The sequence below is a fragment of the Williamsia limnetica genome (genome assembly GCF_003217475.1).
GTDB lineage: Bacteria > Actinomycetota > Actinomycetes > Mycobacteriales > Mycobacteriaceae > Williamsia > Williamsia limnetica.
In genome coordinates this window covers 16,182-31,501 of record NZ_QJSP01000019.1, presented here as the reverse complement: position 1 = coordinate 31,501, position 15,320 = coordinate 16,182, and the positions used below count along the sequence as shown (strand labels likewise).

Genomic DNA, 15,320 nt, shown 5'->3' with positions numbered 1-15,320 from the left:
TTTCCCAAAAGTCTCAACTGCTGCTTCACTGTTACTGAAGTGAATATTGTGACTGATGTTGCGTCGTTTGGCGCACTCGAAAGGAACACCGTGACCAAGAAGGACCTCCGCGTGGCCGGGCTCACCTGCCTTGCCCTCGCGGCCTCGCTGATCGCGATGCCCACCACGGCCTCGGCCGATCCCGCTCCCACACAGGGCAATTCGCTGGTGGGAAAGACAATCTTCCTCGACCCCGGGCACCAGGGGTCGGCAGCCGGCAACGATATGAACAAGCCGGTACCCGACGGTCGCGGCGGCACCAAGCCCTGCCAGACCTCAGGGGCAACCAGCCCTGACGGAATCGCCGAGCACACCGTCAACTGGGATATCACCCAGCTGGTCAAGGCCGGTTTGGAAAGCCAGGGCGCCAAGGTGGTCCTCAGTCGCCAGGACGACACCGGGTGGGGCGGCTGCATCGACGAGCGCGCCAACGCCGCCAATGCGTCCGACGCCGACGTTGCCGTCAACATCCACGCCGACTCGACCTCGCCCGGGACGGACGCGGCGAAGAGCGGCTTCCACATCATCGTTCCGGAGCTGCCGATCCCCGACGCAACGGTCAACGAGGTGCAGTCGGGCCCGGGCCGCAAGGCCGCGGAGCAGATGCGTGACGCCTTCAAGGCAGCCGGACTCGTACCCGCGAACTATGCCGGAGCCCAGGACGGTCTGCAGACCCGCGCCGACGTCGCCGCGGTGAACTTGACCAAAGTCCCCGACGTGTTCGCCGAGCTCGGCAACCTGTCCAACCCCACCGACGCCGCGACGCTGTCCAGCAAGGATGGCCAGCTCAAGTACGCCATCGGCCTCGTCGACGGGATCCTTCGCTTCCTGCTGACAGGGTCGAACCCGGCGGCGGCCTCGACGACCACTGCGCCGACCACTGTCCCGACGACGACTGCGCCGTCCACCACTGCGCCGTCGACGACGACACCCAGCGCCCCGGCGAGCCCGCCGGCACCTGTGGCTGGAGGCCAAAACCAGGCCCAAAAGACCACCACACCGTCGACCACCACACCGTCGACCACGACCCCCTCGCGCAGCACGGCATCCACGTCGACACCTCCGGCGTCCGGTCGGACGACGACCCCGTCCACCAAGGCCACGACTACGACGCCGGTCGCTCCGGGACTGGGCCTGCCGAGCCTGCCGCTCGACAACCAGACCCCGGCGACACCGGGCGCCACAGGTGAATCAGGTCTCGACCTCACCGGGTTGCAGTCGATCCTGCCGTTGCTGAGCGAGCTCTCGGACACCAAGGATCCCAAGGTGATCGAGGGGCTGCTGTCGAGCGAGGGCAACGACGCCTCGTCGCAGGTCCTCAAGGCAATGCTCTCGGTGATCTATCAGATGTTTGGCGGCAAACTACCCATCTGAGTACTGACGTGACCCGTAGGGTTGAGTCATGAGCATCAAAGATCTCCTGGTGATGAGCGTGCCCGTGAAGGATCTTCAGGGCAAACGCGTCCTGATCACCGGTGCGGGCAGCGGGATCGGCAAGGCAACCGCATTGGCGGCAGCGCGTGACGGCGCGGCCCTCGTGCTGACCGACATCGCGGCGGAGAATCTCAACGAGACCGTCGCCGAGGTCAAGCGTGCGGACGGCAAGATCCTGTTCCACCGTGCAGGTGACGTGTCCGACTACGAGTGGGTCCGCCGGTTCGCGCAGCAGGTCGACGCCGAGGTGGGCGTGATGGACGTCGTCATGAACATCGCTGGTGTATCGGCTTGGGGCACAGTGGAAAATCTCGAGCATCGGCACTGGAAGAAGATGGTCGACGTCAACCTGATGGGGCCGATCCACATCATCGAGTGCTTCGTCCCGCAGATCGTGCGACGCGGCCGGGGTGGACATCTGGTGAATGTATCGTCGGCGGCCGGTCTGCTGGCGCTCCCATGGCACGCCGCCTACAGCGCCAGCAAGTTCGGTATCCGTGGTGTCTCCGAGGTTCTCCGGATGGATCTGCGCCGACACAAGATCGGCGTGTCCCTGGTGTGCCCCGGTGGCGTCGACACACCGCTGGTGGGGACCGTCGACATCGCCGGACTGGACCGTGAGAATCCGGTGATTCAGCGCGAGATCGGCCACTTCCACAAGGTCGCGGTCTCCCCTGAAAAAGCCGCCGAGGCGATCCTGACAGGTATCCGCAAGAACCAGTTCATGGTCTACACGTCGTTCGACATCCGTTTCGGGTATTTCGTGGCACGCAAGTTCGCGCTGCCCTACGAGATCGTCATGCGAATCGCGAACAACCGTTTCGACCAATTGGCACGCATCAGCGGCCGCAATCTGGAAGACCTTGCTGCACCCTCAGATTCGAGCTCTAGCTCTTCCACCAGTCGTCAAAAGGGGTGACCGGCACGGTCCGCTTGTGCCGTGTGCGCAGAAAGAGTGACTCGATCCGTTCGGCGACGTGCGCTTCTACCTCGGCACCTTCGAGGTAGTCGTCGATCTGGCTGTAGCTGACTCCGAGAACCTCTTCGTCGGGCAGCGCCGGACGGTCGTCCTCGAGGTCGGCCGTCGGCACCTTGGACGTCACCGACGAAGGTGCGCCGAGATGCCAGAGGATCTGCGCGCCTTGTCGTTTGGTCAGGCCGGTCAAAGGTGTGATGTCGACCCCACCGTCGCCGAACTTGGTGAAGAAGCCGGTGACTGCTTCTGCGGCGTGGTCGGTCCCGACGACCAGGAGGTTTTCCTGACCGGCCACCGCGTACTGCAGCACCATACGTTCGCGCGCCTTGATGTTGCCGCGGACCAGATCGAGCAGTGGCTCGCCCAACGTCTGCACCACTTCCTCCGCCGTGGAGTCCGAACCCGGTTTGACGTTGTAGACCGCGCTGCGATCGGGCTTGATGAACTGTAAAGCGATCTGGGCGTCGTCTTCGTCGGCCTGCTCGCCGTAGGGCAGACGGACCGCAAGAAAAGTCGCCTCGCCGCCGTCGGCGCGTACGGCCTCGACCGCCAGCTGGCACAGACGACCGGCCAGCGCTGAGTCCTGGCCACCGCTGATACCGAGGATGAAACCTGCGGTTCCGGTCGAACTCAGATAGCTCTTGAGGAAGTCGACGCGTCGCTCCACCTCCGACTGTGGGTCGATGGTCGCGGACACCTCTAGTTCGGCGATGATGCTCTTCTGCAGGCTGGCCATGAGCCGATGGTAGTGCGACCTATGGTGATCCGGCACGCTGGAAGGGTGACCACCGCAGAATTCGTCAAACGACGCCCTGGCGCCCATTCCGATTTCTTCGCCGCGGAAGCGGCCGGATTGCGCTGGCTCGGCGCCGCCGGGGCACCGGTGGTGGCAGTGCTCGACGTGTCGGCTGAGCACATCACCCTGGAGCGGCTGGCCTCGGCGCCGCCGACGTCGGCCGCGGCCCATGCCTTCGGCGCTGCACTCGCCTGGATGCACGATGGCGGGGCACCGAAATTCGGCAGTCCACCCGCCGGTTTCGACGGTCAGCTCTACATCGGAAGTCGGCCGATGCCGTCGGAACCGACGTCGACCTGGGGAGAGTTCTACGCCGCGCAACGGGTACTGGCCTTCGTCGACGCCGCCGTGTCCGCGGGCAACCTCACTCGCCGCGACGCAGACGACACCAGGGCTGCCTGCGAGGTGATCGCGTCCGGCCGGTTCGACGACGACGAGCAACCCGCGCGAATCCATGGTGACCTATGGAGTGGAAACGTGATGTGGACACCGGAGGGGGTGGTGATGATCGATCCGGCCGCGCATGGCGGACACCGGGAGACCGATCTTGCGATGCTGGCACTGTTCGGCTGTCCGGAGTTCGAGTCGGTGATCGAGGGCTACCAACTGACTCATCGGCTACGGACGGGGTGGCAGGACCGCGTCCCGGTGCATCAGCTGCACCCGCTGGCGGTGCACGCCGCCGGTCATGGTCCGGGCTACGGCACAGAGCTGGGCCGCGCCGCCCGCCGCACAGTGGAGCTCGCCGCGTGAAGAATGTGTTGGTGGTCTCCGCCACCCGCTCGGAGGCCGCTTATGTACCTGCTCGGCTGCCGTTGTTGATCTGCGGCATCGGAAAGGTCTCGGCGGCCATCGCCGTCACCGAGGCGTTGGCGACGCACCCGGACACGAGCCGTCTCATGGTGCTCAACGTCGGTACCGCCGGCGCGTTGCGTCCAGCGACCGCAGGTCTGTTCGTGCCGTCGGTGGTTCATCAGCACGACATCAGCAGCGCAGCGCTCAGTTCCATGGGCTATCCGGTCGTCGATCGGTATGACCTGCCCGGCGGTGACGGCAGCGAGGTGGCGACCGGTGACACGTTCGTCGCCGACCCCGTGCACCGCGATGTCCTTGCTGCCCGCGCAGGTTTGGTCGACATGGAAGGGTTCGCGATCGCGCAGGCGTGCAGTCGGTTCGATGTTCCGTGCCGGCTCATCAAGGTCGTCAGCGACGAGGCCGATGAGACCGCCATGGATTGGCCCGCCCGAGTGGATGCGGCCGCCAGATCCATCGGCGAATGGCTCGAGCGCAACGTCGTGGCCTGACCGGCCGTCGGGTCAGTGCAGGTCGCGGTGACGCAGGCGGGGGGCCGGCTCGTAACCGTCCGGATTCCGGTAGGCACGTGCGCCGGGCTGCGGCGGATTGTCGAACGATCCGGCGTGCCGGCGCCGTGGTTCCGGCGCGTCCGGGGTAGCCCGACGTCGACGGGGTACTTCGTCTTCGGGGTTCCGCAGCCGGGGCTCAGGCGGGCGGGGAGTGCGCGGGGTCTGGCCCGCCCGGGTACGAGGCGTGGTCGCAGTGCTCGAAGCGTCTTCCTTGACCATGGACGGCTTCGGTGAGCTGGTGCGCCTCGGACGAGTGGTGGTCTCCGACTTCGCCGCTGCAGCCTTCTTCGGCGCCGTTCGGCGCCGCGGAGCAGGCTTACCGGTGTTGGTCGGGTGGGTGAACCAGAAGCGGGCTGCTCCGATGGCCAGGACGGCGACGAAGGTCCATCCCATGAGCGGAAACAGCTTCGCCACCGGTAATGCCACATCGAACACGAGCTTCTTCAGGCCTGCGTCGGTCTCGGACACCAGGAAGTACAGCGCGATGACCGCCACCCCGAACAGCACCAGCGGCGGCTGGGCGACGGCGGTGAAGAGCGCGCGGCGGCGAACGGCGAGGACGGCGGCGATGCAACCCACCACATAGAGGGCCTTGAACGAGAAACCGAGATTCGATTCATCACCGGAGACGGCGATGACCGCACCGACCGTGGTGAGGCCAACTGCGATCAGCACCGCACCCCACCAGGGCACGCCAGGTGCGGTGGGAAGGGCGGATTGCTCGTCGAGGGGTACCCCCGAGCGTGAGCGCGGGCCAGAAATCACATGTTGACCGTACCGGTAAATACTGAGAATCCGGGTAACGAACGCGGTGGAGACGCTAGGGTCACCGGCCGGAGATCGCTGACGCGGCCTTGATGGCGGGTTTGGTCGCGTTGGCATTCGCGGTGGCCAGCCGGCACGCCGTCGCACTGACCCGGGCCATACTCGCCGGGCCACGACTGTTCGACGAGCGCACCGCGCGATCGGGCGCGTGCACACGGGAGACGGTGAGGCCCGCTCGCTCGGTCAGCCGGCAGGCGATGTCTGTGGGATGAGGTTGCACGTGCACCGGCGCGTTGACGGCGGCGGTGACTCGGCCATCCGAAAGTGCGCCCGCGCGGGTGGGCAGGTACACGGTGACCGCAGATCCGGAGATCTGCGAGTTGGTCGGTGCCGGGGTTGTCGCGACCACGGGTGTGGGCACCGGGTTCTCGGTGGAGCTGTGCATGTTGTCGCCCGCGGCGAAAGCGAACCCGCCGACAGCCGCCAGCGCGAGGAGCCAGCCGCCGACGACACATCCGGACGGGCTGGTGCGGGCGGTGGTGGCTGCTGTGCGGCTGACAAACATGTGACTGACTCCAGGGGTGAAAGGGTGACTGGACTCAGGTTGTCGTGAACCGCTTGGAATGGGCTTGAAGTCTGCATGGAACCCGGGTCGCCGAGCTTCCAAGTTGCTTGGCCTGGAGGCCTGAAGGCGACTGGATCCGCACCCGATCTCTCAGTTGACGCGTGATTCCGCACGCCGGGGAGCGACGTCTATGGCGACGGGTGGGTCCAGATCGTCCAGGTCGGAGAATGCGTCGAGCTCGGAGAGCTTGCGGGCTGTGACCGTGACCCGCGAGTCGATGGTGCCGATTGCCGAGTTGTACGACTCGACGGCTTTACCCAGCGATCCGCCGAGCTTGTCGAGGTGCCGGGTGACCAGACCGATCCGCTGATAGAGCTCTTTTCCGAGCTGGTGGATCTGCTGGGCGTCCCTGGTGAGGGCTTCGTGCCGCCAGCCGAGTGCGATCGTGCGAAGCAGCGCGACCAGGTTGGTCGGCGTCGCGATCACCACGTTGTGGGTGAACCCGTATTCGATGAGATCAGGATCCGCTCGGCACGCCATCTCCAGGATTGCCTCGCCGGGGACGAACAGGACGACGAACTCCGGTGACTGCCGCAGCGCCTCCCAGTAAGCCTTGGACGACAACTGCAAGACATGTCCGCGCAGTGCCCGCGCGTGAGCTCGGTAGGCGTGGGCGCGGACCGCCGGGTCAGTGCTGTCGGACGCTTCGAGGTACGCCGACAAGGGCACCTTCGCGTCGATCACCACATCGCGGCCGCCCGCCAGATGTACGACGAGGTCGGGGCGAACCTTCGACGAGTCGTTGGTGGTCCCGCTGACCTGACTGGTGAAATCGCAGTGTCGCTGCAGGCCCGCCGCTTCGATGACACGCTCGAGGTGCAGTTCACCCCACCTGCCCCTGGCCTGCGGCGACCGCAGGGCGCCGGCGAGCTGCTCGGCCTGCGAGCCCAGATGGGCCGACGTCTCTCGCATCCCGGACACCTGTTCGGTCAGGCCCGCGTAGGCCGCTATCCGATTGCGTTCCGTGCGTCGCAGCTCGCCGGCGAGCGTGTCGAGCGTCTCGCGTAGTGGGGTGACGATGTGCGAGACCTGCTGGCCGATGGCGCCCGACTGCCGGCGCGCGGCATCCTCACTGGCAGCCGACAGTGACCGGATTAGCAGGTCGTGGTTGGCGTGGGCCGCCTCGGCCTCGGCCCGGGCCACAGCGAGCTCGGTACCGGTACGGCTGGCCTGGACCAACCAGCCCAGCGCGAATCCGAGTGCCAGACCGACAACCAGCAGTACGACCGCAGTGATACTCATGGGAGTGATGGTGCATGAGTGGTCTGACACTCAGGCGGAGGTGAAGAGCGTTTCCTCCGAGTTCTCATGCGTGAGCAACCAGGACTTGACGTTCAACCCGTACCGAAACCCTCCGAGCGTCCGGTCAGAACGCAGCACGCGATGGCAGGGAACGAACAGGGCTGCTGCGTTACGTGCGCAGGCGCCGGCCGCACCCCGGATCGCCAGGGGCCGGCCACTGAGTCGGGCGTACTCGGTGTAACTCACCGGGGCGCCGGCCGGCACCTGGCGCAGTACGTCCCAGGCGTGCTCGAGAAACTCGCCTGACCGCTGCTTCACCCCGACCTCGTCGATCGCGGTGATGTCGCCGCGGTGGTAGGCCTCTGCAGCGGCGGTGACCGTTCCGAGATCGGGTTTGTTGACCAGAACGTCTGGTCGGATCGATTTGTGTACCAGCGCATTGAGGTAGTCGGCGTCGCCGGACCATCCGGAGGCCAACACCTGTCCATCGCTGTCGACAACCATGGTGAACGGTCCGGTGGGAGTGGTGATCGTAGCCCAGGCTGCGGTGCTCATGAGACCTTCTTTCGGGTTCGGAGGGTGATCGGGACTGCCGGTGCAGCGGCGAGTGCGGGTACGACGCGAGCAACTGCGCTGCGCCACAGGTGCATCGAGGCGTATGACCGCCACGGCGACCAGCGACTGGTATCGCTGAGGTCGATCTCGAGGTCGGCAGCGGACTTCCGCAGGACCAGGTCGGTGTTCAACAGGATGTCCGGGTCGCCCAGGAGTCGCATGACGACGTAATCGGCGGTCCAGGCCCCGATACCGCGCTGGGCGATCAGCCGCGCCCGCAGTTCATCCGGGGGCAGACCGGCGTGCATGGGCAAGCGCTCCTCGGCGATGGCCCGGCTCACGTCCACGATCGCAGTCGTCCGGGCCGTAGGCCCGGTAAGTACCTCGTGCCCGCGTTCGGCGATCGCCGCGGCGGTCGGGAACAGGTGGGTGATGTCGCCGTCGGGGTTGGGCAACGGAGCACCCAGTGCCGCAACGAGTTTGGCCGCATGGGTGCGGGCGGCGGGCAGCGAGATCTGCTGACCGATCATCGTTCGCAGGAGTAGTTCGGTCGGGTCGACACTGCCCGGCGCGCGGATCCCGGGCATTGCCTCGACCAGGGTGGACAGGGCCGGATCGCGCTGCAAGACGTCGTTCGCAGCGGCGACGTCGGCATCGAGATCGAGTAGCTTGCGAACTCGATTCACCGCGACGCCGAGGTCGCGCATGTCCTGCAGGTCCAGTTCTGCGCGGACGTGATCGGTGTCGATCTGCAGGCCCACGATCGCTGGGCCGTGCGGCAGGTCGAGTGAGCGACGGTACGTGTGACCGTCCCAGCTCTCGATTCCTGTCACGGCGTGAGCGGCAAGGAACCAGTGCAGCCAGGGCGGCGAAAAAGGTTGCCGAACGGCGAGTTTCAGGGTGACCGTGGCTCCGGTCTGCCCGGCACCGCGCGGCGTGCCCTTGGTTCGCAGTTCGGTCGGCGTCTGGGCGAACACCTCGCGCACCGTGTCATTGAACTGCCGGATGCTGGCGAAGCCGGCGGCGAAGGCGATGTCTGACATCGACATGTCCGTGCACTGGATGAGCATGCGCGCCGTGGTTGCGCGGTAGGCACGCGCCAAGGCCAACGGTCCTACTCCGATTTGATCGCCGAGTACACGGTTGAGCTGGCGGGGTGAATAGCCGAGTTGCCCGGCCAGACCATTGACACCGGTGCGGTCGACCAGTCCGTCCTCGATCAGTCGCATCGCCCGGGATGCCAGATCGGAATTGACGTTCCACCGCGGTGAGCCCGGCACCGCATCGGGCAGGCAGCGGCGACAGGCGCGGTAGCCCTCTTGCTGAGCGACGGCGGCGGTGAGCACGAACGACACGTTGTGTGGTTTGGGGGTGATGGCCGGGCATGAGGGGCGGCAGTAGATACCTGTGGTGCGGACCGCAACGAAGAACTGGCCGTCGAACCGCGCGTCCCGCGACTGAACGGCTCGGTAGCAGCTGTCGAAGTCGAGCTGACGCGCGCTCGCTGCGGGACCTGAACTCATGCCATCACTCTGGCAGTGTTCTCGAGACTTCACTAGCGGGAATCGGACGTCACGGTCGACCGCCCTCCACGGCGACCCGGCCGTGTGTCCTGGATCACCTCGATGTCTTGCGTAAGGGGCACCGCAGACCTCGATTTATGGTCTCTACGCAGGAAAGGGAGGACAAAACTGGTAACGCGTGCCAGAGTGTGAAATATGTACGTAACACGATGGGGACGCAAAGAAGCGCCGTTGTCGCAGTTTCCGGGCTGGGGCATCGAGATCATGATGGGTCTGTATGGCGAACAGTCTGTGAAGTCGGCGCTCGAGGCCGAAAAACCCGCAGCGGCGGCGCCGGAGGCGTCGGCACGCAGCGCTTCAGCCATTCGACAAGAGGCTCCGGTGTCGCAGGCCGACCCCGTGCAGCAAGACCTCGACGCGGTCAGCGGCATGTTCCGTTGGCTCCAGCGTCGACGCGGCTGAGACTCACCTCGGTGTCACGGTTCCGAGGTCGAGGCCTCGGAACCGAGCCAATCGGGCGGCTTGCTCCTCGATGGCAGCATTGATTGCCCTGTTGGTTTTGGCCCACAACTCAACGGTGATGTTGAGCTTCTTACCTGCTTTCGCCGGTCGCCAGGTGCCGATGGGTTCGGCCGCGGAGAAGATCACCCCGGGACGTCCGAGCACAGGCCACGTTGCTTTGCGACGTGCGGCGTCCGGCATCAGTAACTCGCGATCGCGGGCCTGCAGCAGGGGATCGTAGGGACCGACAAGGCGGAGACCTGAAGGTTCCGGAGGATCGGTCAGCACCTGGAGTGTGCCGGCGAGTGCCGATCTCGTCTGGCCGTCCACCAACACGTCCACGACATCTGTAGGCCAGTGCGCCTTGATGTCCCGAACGGGTGCGTCGAGGTACTCCGAGACTTGTTTCGGGGTCGCGGCGCCATAGAAGCGCAGGTAGTTGCGGATGACATCGAACCGTTCGGCGGCCTCGGCACCCAGGTGGCGAAAGTGATTCGGACGCAAGCCCTTGATCCGCTGGAGGATCGGAGGACTGGTGTGCGGCTGCAACTCGAGCCCTGCCTGGATCGCGGCCAGCCGAAACGAGTTCTCGTAGGGGTGGATGGCGTCGCAGGGCTTGCAGTAACGCAGAAAATGATCGGGCAGGACCGACGTCAGTTTCCGCGACATCTCGCCCTTGACCGTCGGGGTCGTGACGATCTTGCGCATCTCGACCGAGAGCTCCGCCATCGCCTCGAGAGGGTCGGTGCCCGCATCCTTGAACTTCTTGCTCGCGTCGTAGATGCGCTTGCCGGCATCCTCGGGGGACAGAGGACTCGCGGCGACAGCAACCTGCGCGAGGTCGGCGCGCCGGTAGTAGTGCGGTGCGCCGCGGATGGTCCAGGCGACGGCCAGGGCATCGTCGGATCGATCGACGCCGCGTATCTGGAGCGCCCACGGGGCTCCGTCTGGTCCGGTGTCCTGGACGCCGTAGTCGAGTAGATCGCAGTCCGTGGCTCCGGGTTCCCGATCGACTTGCTGAACGTGCCAGCGCATCGCGAGGACTTGAGCGCGGCTGATGGTCTCCATATGGCCTCCCGAAACCGGATGTACCTGCGGTGACCACTGTATGTCCGCCCACCGACATCCATGCCGGGAGAGGACGTCGAAGGAGACGAAGCCTGCGGGGTGTGTGACCATCAAGCAATGGCAAAGACATCAGCGGACGAACCTGCCAAGGGCTCGTCAGGTGACGAAGAAAAGGACGTGGTGTCCAGTGTTCCGGCCGCGCTGACCCCGAACCGCGGCAATGTGATCGGCCAAGGAACTCAGTGGCTGGCCAAGCACAGCCTGCGCCTGATCCTCATCGCCGGAGGGGCCTGGGTACTGGCGTGGATCGTCGGCAAGACCTGGGTCATGCTGCTGCCCATACTGCTCGCCATCATCGTGTGCACGGTGCTCTGGCCGCCGGTGGGGTGGCTGCGGCGTAAAGGCATGAATGCCGCTGCGGCGACCGTGGTGGTCCTGCTGCTGGCCATCGGGGTGGTGGGCGGGATCATCAGTGCCATCGCGCCGTCCGTGGTCGACCAATCGGGAGACCTGGCCGCGCAGGCCACCGACGGCGTCGAGAAGATCCAGGAGTGGTTGCACGGCCCACCGTTCAATTTCAGCGACGATCAACTGGACAATGCGGTCAACGCGATCACCAGCCGGATCCAGGATTCCAGCACCACCATCGCCTCAGGCGTGTTCACGGGCGTAACCGCCGCGACGTCTGTGCTGATCACCCTCTTCACGGTGTTGTTCCTGACGTTCTTCTTCCTCAAAGACGGTCCGAAGTTCGTGCCGTGGCTGCGTCGTACCAGCGGAGCGCCGGCCGCCGAGCACCTGGCAGAGGTGCTCACGAGAATCTGGTCGACTCTCGGTGGCTTCATCCGCACCCAGGCTCTGGTGAGCGCCATCGATGCCGTGCTGATCGGACTCGGGCTCGTGATTCTCGGTGTGCCCTTGGCCTATGCACTTGCCATCATCACGTTCTTCGGCGGTTTCATCCCGATCGTGGGAGCTTTTGTCGCCGGCGCGCTCGCCGTCCTGGTTGCGCTCGTGGGCAACGGTCCGTGGACGGCGCTGATCGTGCTCGGCATCATCGTCGCGGTGCAGCAGCTCGAGGGCAATGTGCTGCAGCCGTGGCTGCAATCACGGTCGATGAACCTGCATGCCGCGATCGTGCTGCTCGCGGTGACCGGCGGCGGCACGCTGTTCGGCATCATCGGAGCATTCTTGGCGGTTCCCGTGGCTGCCGTGGTGGCGGTGATCTTGCGGTACCTGAACGAACAGATCGCGATCAGGGCCGGAGAACGGGTGGTGGCAGACGATGAGGACGACGATCTGGTGGTTCCCGACGACGGCGTGGCCAGACCCGAGCAGGCCTGACCTGTGTGCGGTCGAAGTCGGACGGCGCGCAGAGTGACTTCCACCGGGAACTAGACTGGTCACCCGTGAGTCTTACCCTCGGAATCGTCGGATTGCCCAACGTCGGCAAATCCACCCTGTTCAATGCGCTGACCCGCAACGATGTGCTGGCTGCGAACTACCCGTTCGCCACCATCGAGCCCAACGTCGGTGTGGTGGAGCTGCCCGATTCCCGGCTGGCGAGACTGGCTGAAATCCATTCCAGCGAGCGCATCCTGCCCGCAACCGTGTCGTTCGTCGACATCGCCGGCATCGTCAAGGGTGCCTCCGAGGGGGAGGGGATGGGCAACCAGTTCCTCGCCAACATCCGCGAGGCCGAGGCCATCTGTCAGGTCGTGCGGGTGTTCGCCGACGATGACGTGGTGCACGTCGACGGTCGCGTCGATCCGGTCTCCGACATCGAGGTGATCGAGACCGAGTTGATTCTCGCTGACATGCAGACCATCGAAAAGGCGCTGCCGCGGCTCGAGAAGGATTCGCGCAAGGACAAGGGCCTCGTCGAGGTCGTCGCCGCTGTTCAAGAAGCGCAGAAGATCCTCAACGAGGGCAAGACGCTGTTCTCACAGAAGGACAAGCTGGACTTCGCGAAACTGCGCGAGCTGCACTTGATGACCACCAAGCCATTCCTCTATGTGTTCAACGCCGACGAATCCGTGCTGACCGACCCCGAGCGGATCGCAAAGCTCAAAGAGCTGGTGGCTCCGGCAGATGCGGTGTTCCTCGATGCGAAGGTCGAGAGTGAGCTCCTCGAACTCGATGCTGAGGACGCCCAGGAGTTGCTCGACTCGATCGGTCAGGACGAGCCCGGTCTGCACTCGTTGGCCCGCGCCGGTTTTCACACCCTGGGTTTGCAGACCTACCTGACCGCTGGACCAAAAGAGTCGCGCGCCTGGACGATTCACAAAGGCGACACCGCTCCCAAGGCCGCCGGCGTCATCCACACCGACTTCGAAAAAGGCTTCATCAAAGCCGAGATCGTGTCCTTCGCCGACCTCGACGCCGCCGGTTCGATGGCCGCCGCGAAAGCTGCGGGCAAAGTGCGGATGGAAGGCAAGGACTACGTCATGGCTGACGGAGATGTCGTGGAGTTCCGCTTCAACGTGTAAAAGACGGTTTGAAGCAACCGGGTTCACCGAACCTGACATCCGTTATCGTGATCGCATGGGTAACGATTGGCGGGAATCCAGGGTCGGTGAAGTGCGGTCACTGATCATGCGGGCTGAGCCCGACGTCGTCGAAGAAGTGAAGTGGCGTAAGCCCTCCAACCCCGATGGGGTGCCGACGTTTTCACTCGACGGTCTCGTCTGCACACTCGAGACGTACAAAGACAAGATCAAGGTGACATTTGCCAAGGGCGCGTCCCTTCCGGACCCGGCGAAGCTGTTCAACGCATGTCTCGGTGCCGGTGTTCGGCGTGCGATCGACATCAACGAGACGGATGCGCTCGACGCTGATGCTTTCGTGGCGTTGGTGCAGAGCGCGGTGGCACTGAATCGGGGATAGCCGGTCTCGACCGCACCAGTCCAATCCAGCAAACCCACCAGTTCTGGTCACACCCACGGGGCGTGAACCCTTGATTTTGACCAGAACTGGTGGGTTTGCGCTGCTGGGTCAACGATGAGTGCGATGCGGACGACTCGATTCGGGTGGTGGTTCTGACCGGCAGGGGGCGAGCCTTCTGCGCCGGAGCAGACCTGGAGGCGGGTGGCGACACCTTTGTCCTCGACGACGACCCGGAGACCGGAGGCGCACCCGCAGATTCCGGTGGGGAAGTTGCCCTGCGTCTCTACCGGTCGACGAAGCCCGTGGTGGCCGCGATCAACGGCCCTGCTGCCGGCGTAGGTGTCACGATGAGTCTGCCCGCTGACATCAGAATCGCCTCGGAGACTGCGAAGTTCGGCTTCGTCTTCACCCGGAGGGGTCTGGTGCCGGAGGCATGTTCGACATGGTTCCTCCCTCGGGTTGTCGGCATCTCCACGGCGCTGGAATGGGCTGTCGGCGGCAAGATAGTGTCGGCGTCCGAGGCTCTCGAACGAGGTCTCGTGCGGGAGGTGGTGCCGGTTGACCAGGTTCTCGACCGGGCGATTGCGGTGGCAACTGACCTGGTCTGCGGCACATCACCGGTCTCGGTGGCTTTGACCAGGCAAATGATGTGGCGGATGCTCGGCGCTGAGAGTCCGGAAGTGGCCCACCGTGCGGAGTCCGAGGCCATCTACGTACGCGGAACGTCCGACGATGTTCGCGAAGGGGTCGCGGCGTTTCTCGAGAAGCGGGTTCCGGAATTTCCTCTAAAGGTGTCGGCCGGACTGCCACGGGTCTTCGACTAGGCATCCCTTGTCGGACCCCCATCTCTACCGGCTTTTCGGCCGCACCGGCACTGCAACACCGGCGCGTAAGAGAAAGCCGGTAGGGTCGGCTGCACTGCAGCCCGCCCGAGGAGATCGGCACAGTATGGGAACTCTGAGTTACGCCGCGACAGTGTCTCTCGACGGCTATGCCGCCGACGCTGATGGTGACTTCCAGTGGACCGGCCCGAGCGATGCGGTGTTCGCCGTCCATCTCGATCGTATCGCGACGGTGTCGACCGAGGTGCTGGGCCGAAAGACATATGCGGGGATGGACTACTGGGAGACCTACCCTGACGACGCTGACGGTCCTGAGGCCGCGCGGGAGTTCGCCCGACGGTGGCGGGGTATCGACAAGGTGGTGGTGTCATCGACGATGTCGCCCGGCGAGCTCCAATCAGACCGCGCGCGTCTTGTGCCTGAGTTGGGCTTGGACGAGTTGCGGCGCATCGTCGACGGCGCGGCCGGTGTGGTCGAGATCTTCGGCCCGACCACCGCGGCTGCGGCGATTCGTGCGGGTCTCATCGAAGACTTTCACCTTTTTGTGGTTCCGAAGGTGGTGGGCGGCGGACTCCGGGCCTTGCCAGACGATGTTCGCCTCGATCTGGATCTTGTCGAGCACACAATCTTCGACAACGGCACCGCGTATCTCCACTATCGGCCGCGCTGAAAACCGCCGCGGTGCACAGACCCACCCGTATTGG

Annotated in this window: 15 protein-coding genes and 2 pseudogenes; 10 read left to right on the top strand and 7 right to left on the bottom strand. The window is 65.0% G+C overall.

The features are described 5' to 3' along the window. Positions 1 to 156 precede the first annotated feature (156 nt). Positions 157 to 835 (top strand): annotated as a pseudogene (locus DFR67_RS31260) (N-acetylmuramoyl-L-alanine amidase family protein); the annotation flags it as partial. Positions 836 to 1,441: 606 nt separating this feature from the next. Continuing rightward, positions 1,442 to 2,392: an SDR family oxidoreductase gene (locus tag DFR67_RS24905; RefSeq protein WP_110472176.1), complete on the top strand. Its 951-nt coding sequence runs from the start codon at positions 1,442 to 1,444 to the stop codon at positions 2,390 to 2,392. On the opposite strand, the gene nadE is transcribed toward DFR67_RS24905, so the two are convergent. Next, on the bottom strand, positions 2,361 to 3,185 hold the full coding sequence (gene nadE, locus DFR67_RS24900) for an ammonia-dependent NAD(+) synthetase (RefSeq protein WP_110472175.1): 825 nt from the start codon (positions 3,183 to 3,185) through the stop codon (positions 2,361 to 2,363). The genes DFR67_RS24905 and nadE overlap by 32 nt on opposite strands. Before the next feature lie 21 nt (positions 3,186 to 3,206). On the opposite strand from nadE, the gene DFR67_RS24895 reads away from it, so the two are divergent. Beyond that, positions 3,207 to 3,998: a fructosamine kinase family protein gene (locus tag DFR67_RS24895; RefSeq protein WP_110472174.1), complete on the top strand. Its 792-nt coding sequence runs from the start codon at positions 3,207 to 3,209 to the stop codon at positions 3,996 to 3,998. Next, a complete protein-coding gene (locus tag DFR67_RS24890) occupies positions 3,995 to 4,549 on the top strand; it encodes a nucleosidase (protein WP_110472173.1) in 555 nt (184 codons plus the stop codon). The genes DFR67_RS24895 and DFR67_RS24890 overlap by 4 nt, the downstream gene beginning before the upstream one ends. Before the next feature lie 12 nt (positions 4,550 to 4,561). Here the strand turns inward: DFR67_RS24890 and DFR67_RS24885 are convergent, their stop codons facing one another. The 5 genes from DFR67_RS24885 to DFR67_RS24865 form a co-directional block, all read right to left on the bottom strand. Then, positions 4,562 to 5,374 carry a DUF6542 domain-containing protein gene (locus DFR67_RS24885; RefSeq protein ID WP_146240534.1) on the bottom strand — a complete coding sequence of 271 codons (813 nt, stop codon included), beginning with the start codon at positions 5,372 to 5,374 and terminating at the stop codon, positions 4,562 to 4,564. Between the two features lie 61 nt (positions 5,375 to 5,435). Then, positions 5,436 to 5,939 (bottom strand): hypothetical protein, encoded by a 504-nt coding sequence (locus DFR67_RS24880; protein WP_110472171.1) that lies wholly within the window; start codon positions 5,937 to 5,939, stop codon positions 5,436 to 5,438. A gap of 150 nt (positions 5,940 to 6,089) precedes the next feature. Next, positions 6,090 to 7,241 carry a DNA recombination protein RmuC gene (locus DFR67_RS24875; RefSeq protein ID WP_245938148.1) on the bottom strand — a complete coding sequence of 384 codons (1,152 nt, stop codon included), beginning with the start codon at positions 7,239 to 7,241 and terminating at the stop codon, positions 6,090 to 6,092. Between the two features lie 30 nt (positions 7,242 to 7,271). Next, a complete protein-coding gene (locus DFR67_RS24870; RefSeq protein WP_110472169.1) occupies positions 7,272 to 7,796 on the bottom strand; it encodes a methylated-DNA--[protein]-cysteine S-methyltransferase in 525 nt (174 codons plus the stop codon). Continuing rightward, the gene (locus DFR67_RS24865; RefSeq protein ID WP_110472168.1) at positions 7,793 to 9,319 is read right to left on the bottom strand and encodes an AlkA N-terminal domain-containing protein; all 1,527 of its coding nucleotides are present in this window, start codon (positions 9,317 to 9,319) and stop codon (positions 7,793 to 7,795) included. Before DFR67_RS24865 ends, DFR67_RS24870 begins: the two co-directional genes overlap by 4 nt. Positions 9,320 to 9,514: 195 nt before the next feature. On the opposite strand from DFR67_RS24865, the gene DFR67_RS24860 reads away from it, so the two are divergent. Further along, positions 9,515 to 9,781: a hypothetical protein gene (locus tag DFR67_RS24860; protein ID WP_110472167.1), complete on the top strand. Its 267-nt coding sequence runs from the start codon at positions 9,515 to 9,517 to the stop codon at positions 9,779 to 9,781. A 3-nt stretch (positions 9,782 to 9,784) separates the two neighbouring features. On the opposite strand, the gene DFR67_RS24855 is transcribed toward DFR67_RS24860, so the two are convergent. After that, positions 9,785 to 10,888: a DNA glycosylase AlkZ-like family protein gene (locus DFR67_RS24855; RefSeq protein WP_110472166.1), complete on the bottom strand. Its 1,104-nt coding sequence runs from the start codon at positions 10,886 to 10,888 to the stop codon at positions 9,785 to 9,787. A 117-nt stretch (positions 10,889 to 11,005) separates the two neighbouring features. Here DFR67_RS24855 and DFR67_RS24850 point away from each other — a divergent pair, with 117 nt between their 5' ends. From DFR67_RS24850 to DFR67_RS24830, 5 genes and pseudogenes are all read left to right on the top strand, one after another. Then, on the top strand, positions 11,006 to 12,232 hold the full coding sequence (locus DFR67_RS24850) for an AI-2E family transporter (RefSeq protein WP_110472165.1): 1,227 nt from the start codon (positions 11,006 to 11,008) through the stop codon (positions 12,230 to 12,232). Positions 12,233 to 12,297: 65 nt separating this feature from the next. Beyond that, entirely contained in the window at positions 12,298 to 13,377 is a 1,080-nt protein-coding gene (gene ychF / locus DFR67_RS24845; protein ID WP_084891685.1) for a redox-regulated ATPase YchF, read from the top strand. Positions 13,378 to 13,432: 55 nt separating this feature from the next. Beyond that, positions 13,433 to 13,774 (top strand): DUF1801 domain-containing protein, encoded by a 342-nt coding sequence (locus tag DFR67_RS24840; RefSeq protein ID WP_110472164.1) that lies wholly within the window; start codon positions 13,433 to 13,435, stop codon positions 13,772 to 13,774. A 113-nt stretch (positions 13,775 to 13,887) separates the two neighbouring features. After that, a pseudogene (locus tag DFR67_RS24835) lies at positions 13,888 to 14,598 on the top strand (enoyl-CoA hydratase-related protein); the annotation flags it as partial. Positions 14,599 to 14,722: 124 nt separating this feature from the next. Continuing rightward, on the top strand, positions 14,723 to 15,286 hold the full coding sequence (locus tag DFR67_RS24830; RefSeq protein WP_110472162.1) for a dihydrofolate reductase family protein: 564 nt from the start codon (positions 14,723 to 14,725) through the stop codon (positions 15,284 to 15,286). The last annotated feature ends 34 nt before the right edge of the window (positions 15,287 to 15,320 follow it).

Bases quoted from the DNA above. Each gene is read 5' to 3' on its own strand.
- DFR67_RS24905 (WP_110472176.1), top strand. From the start codon at position 1,442: ATGAGCATCAAAGATCTCCTGGTGATGAGCGTGCCCGTGAAGGATCTT.
- nadE (WP_110472175.1), bottom strand. From the start codon at position 3,185: ATGGCCAGCCTGCAGAAGAGCATCATCGCCGAACTAGAGGTGTCCGCG.
- DFR67_RS24895 (WP_110472174.1), top strand. From the start codon at position 3,207: ATGGTGATCCGGCACGCTGGAAGGGTGACCACCGCAGAATTCGTCAAA.
- DFR67_RS24880 (WP_110472171.1), bottom strand. From the start codon at position 5,939: ATGTTTGTCAGCCGCACAGCAGCCACCACCGCCCGCACCAGCCCGTCC.
- DFR67_RS24875 (WP_245938148.1), bottom strand. From the start codon at position 7,241: ATGAGTATCACTGCGGTCGTACTGCTGGTTGTCGGTCTGGCACTCGGA.
- DFR67_RS24870 (WP_110472169.1), bottom strand. From the start codon at position 7,796: ATGAGCACCGCAGCCTGGGCTACGATCACCACTCCCACCGGACCGTTC.
- DFR67_RS24865 (WP_110472168.1), bottom strand. From the start codon at position 9,319: ATGAGTTCAGGTCCCGCAGCGAGCGCGCGTCAGCTCGACTTCGACAGC.
- DFR67_RS24860 (WP_110472167.1), top strand. From the start codon at position 9,515: ATGTACGTAACACGATGGGGACGCAAAGAAGCGCCGTTGTCGCAGTTT.
- DFR67_RS24855 (WP_110472166.1), bottom strand. From the start codon at position 10,888: ATGGAGACCATCAGCCGCGCTCAAGTCCTCGCGATGCGCTGGCACGTT.
- DFR67_RS24850 (WP_110472165.1), top strand. From the start codon at position 11,006: ATGGCAAAGACATCAGCGGACGAACCTGCCAAGGGCTCGTCAGGTGAC.
- DFR67_RS24840 (WP_110472164.1), top strand. From the start codon at position 13,433: ATGGGTAACGATTGGCGGGAATCCAGGGTCGGTGAAGTGCGGTCACTG.
- DFR67_RS24830 (WP_110472162.1), top strand. From the start codon at position 14,723: ATGGGAACTCTGAGTTACGCCGCGACAGTGTCTCTCGACGGCTATGCC.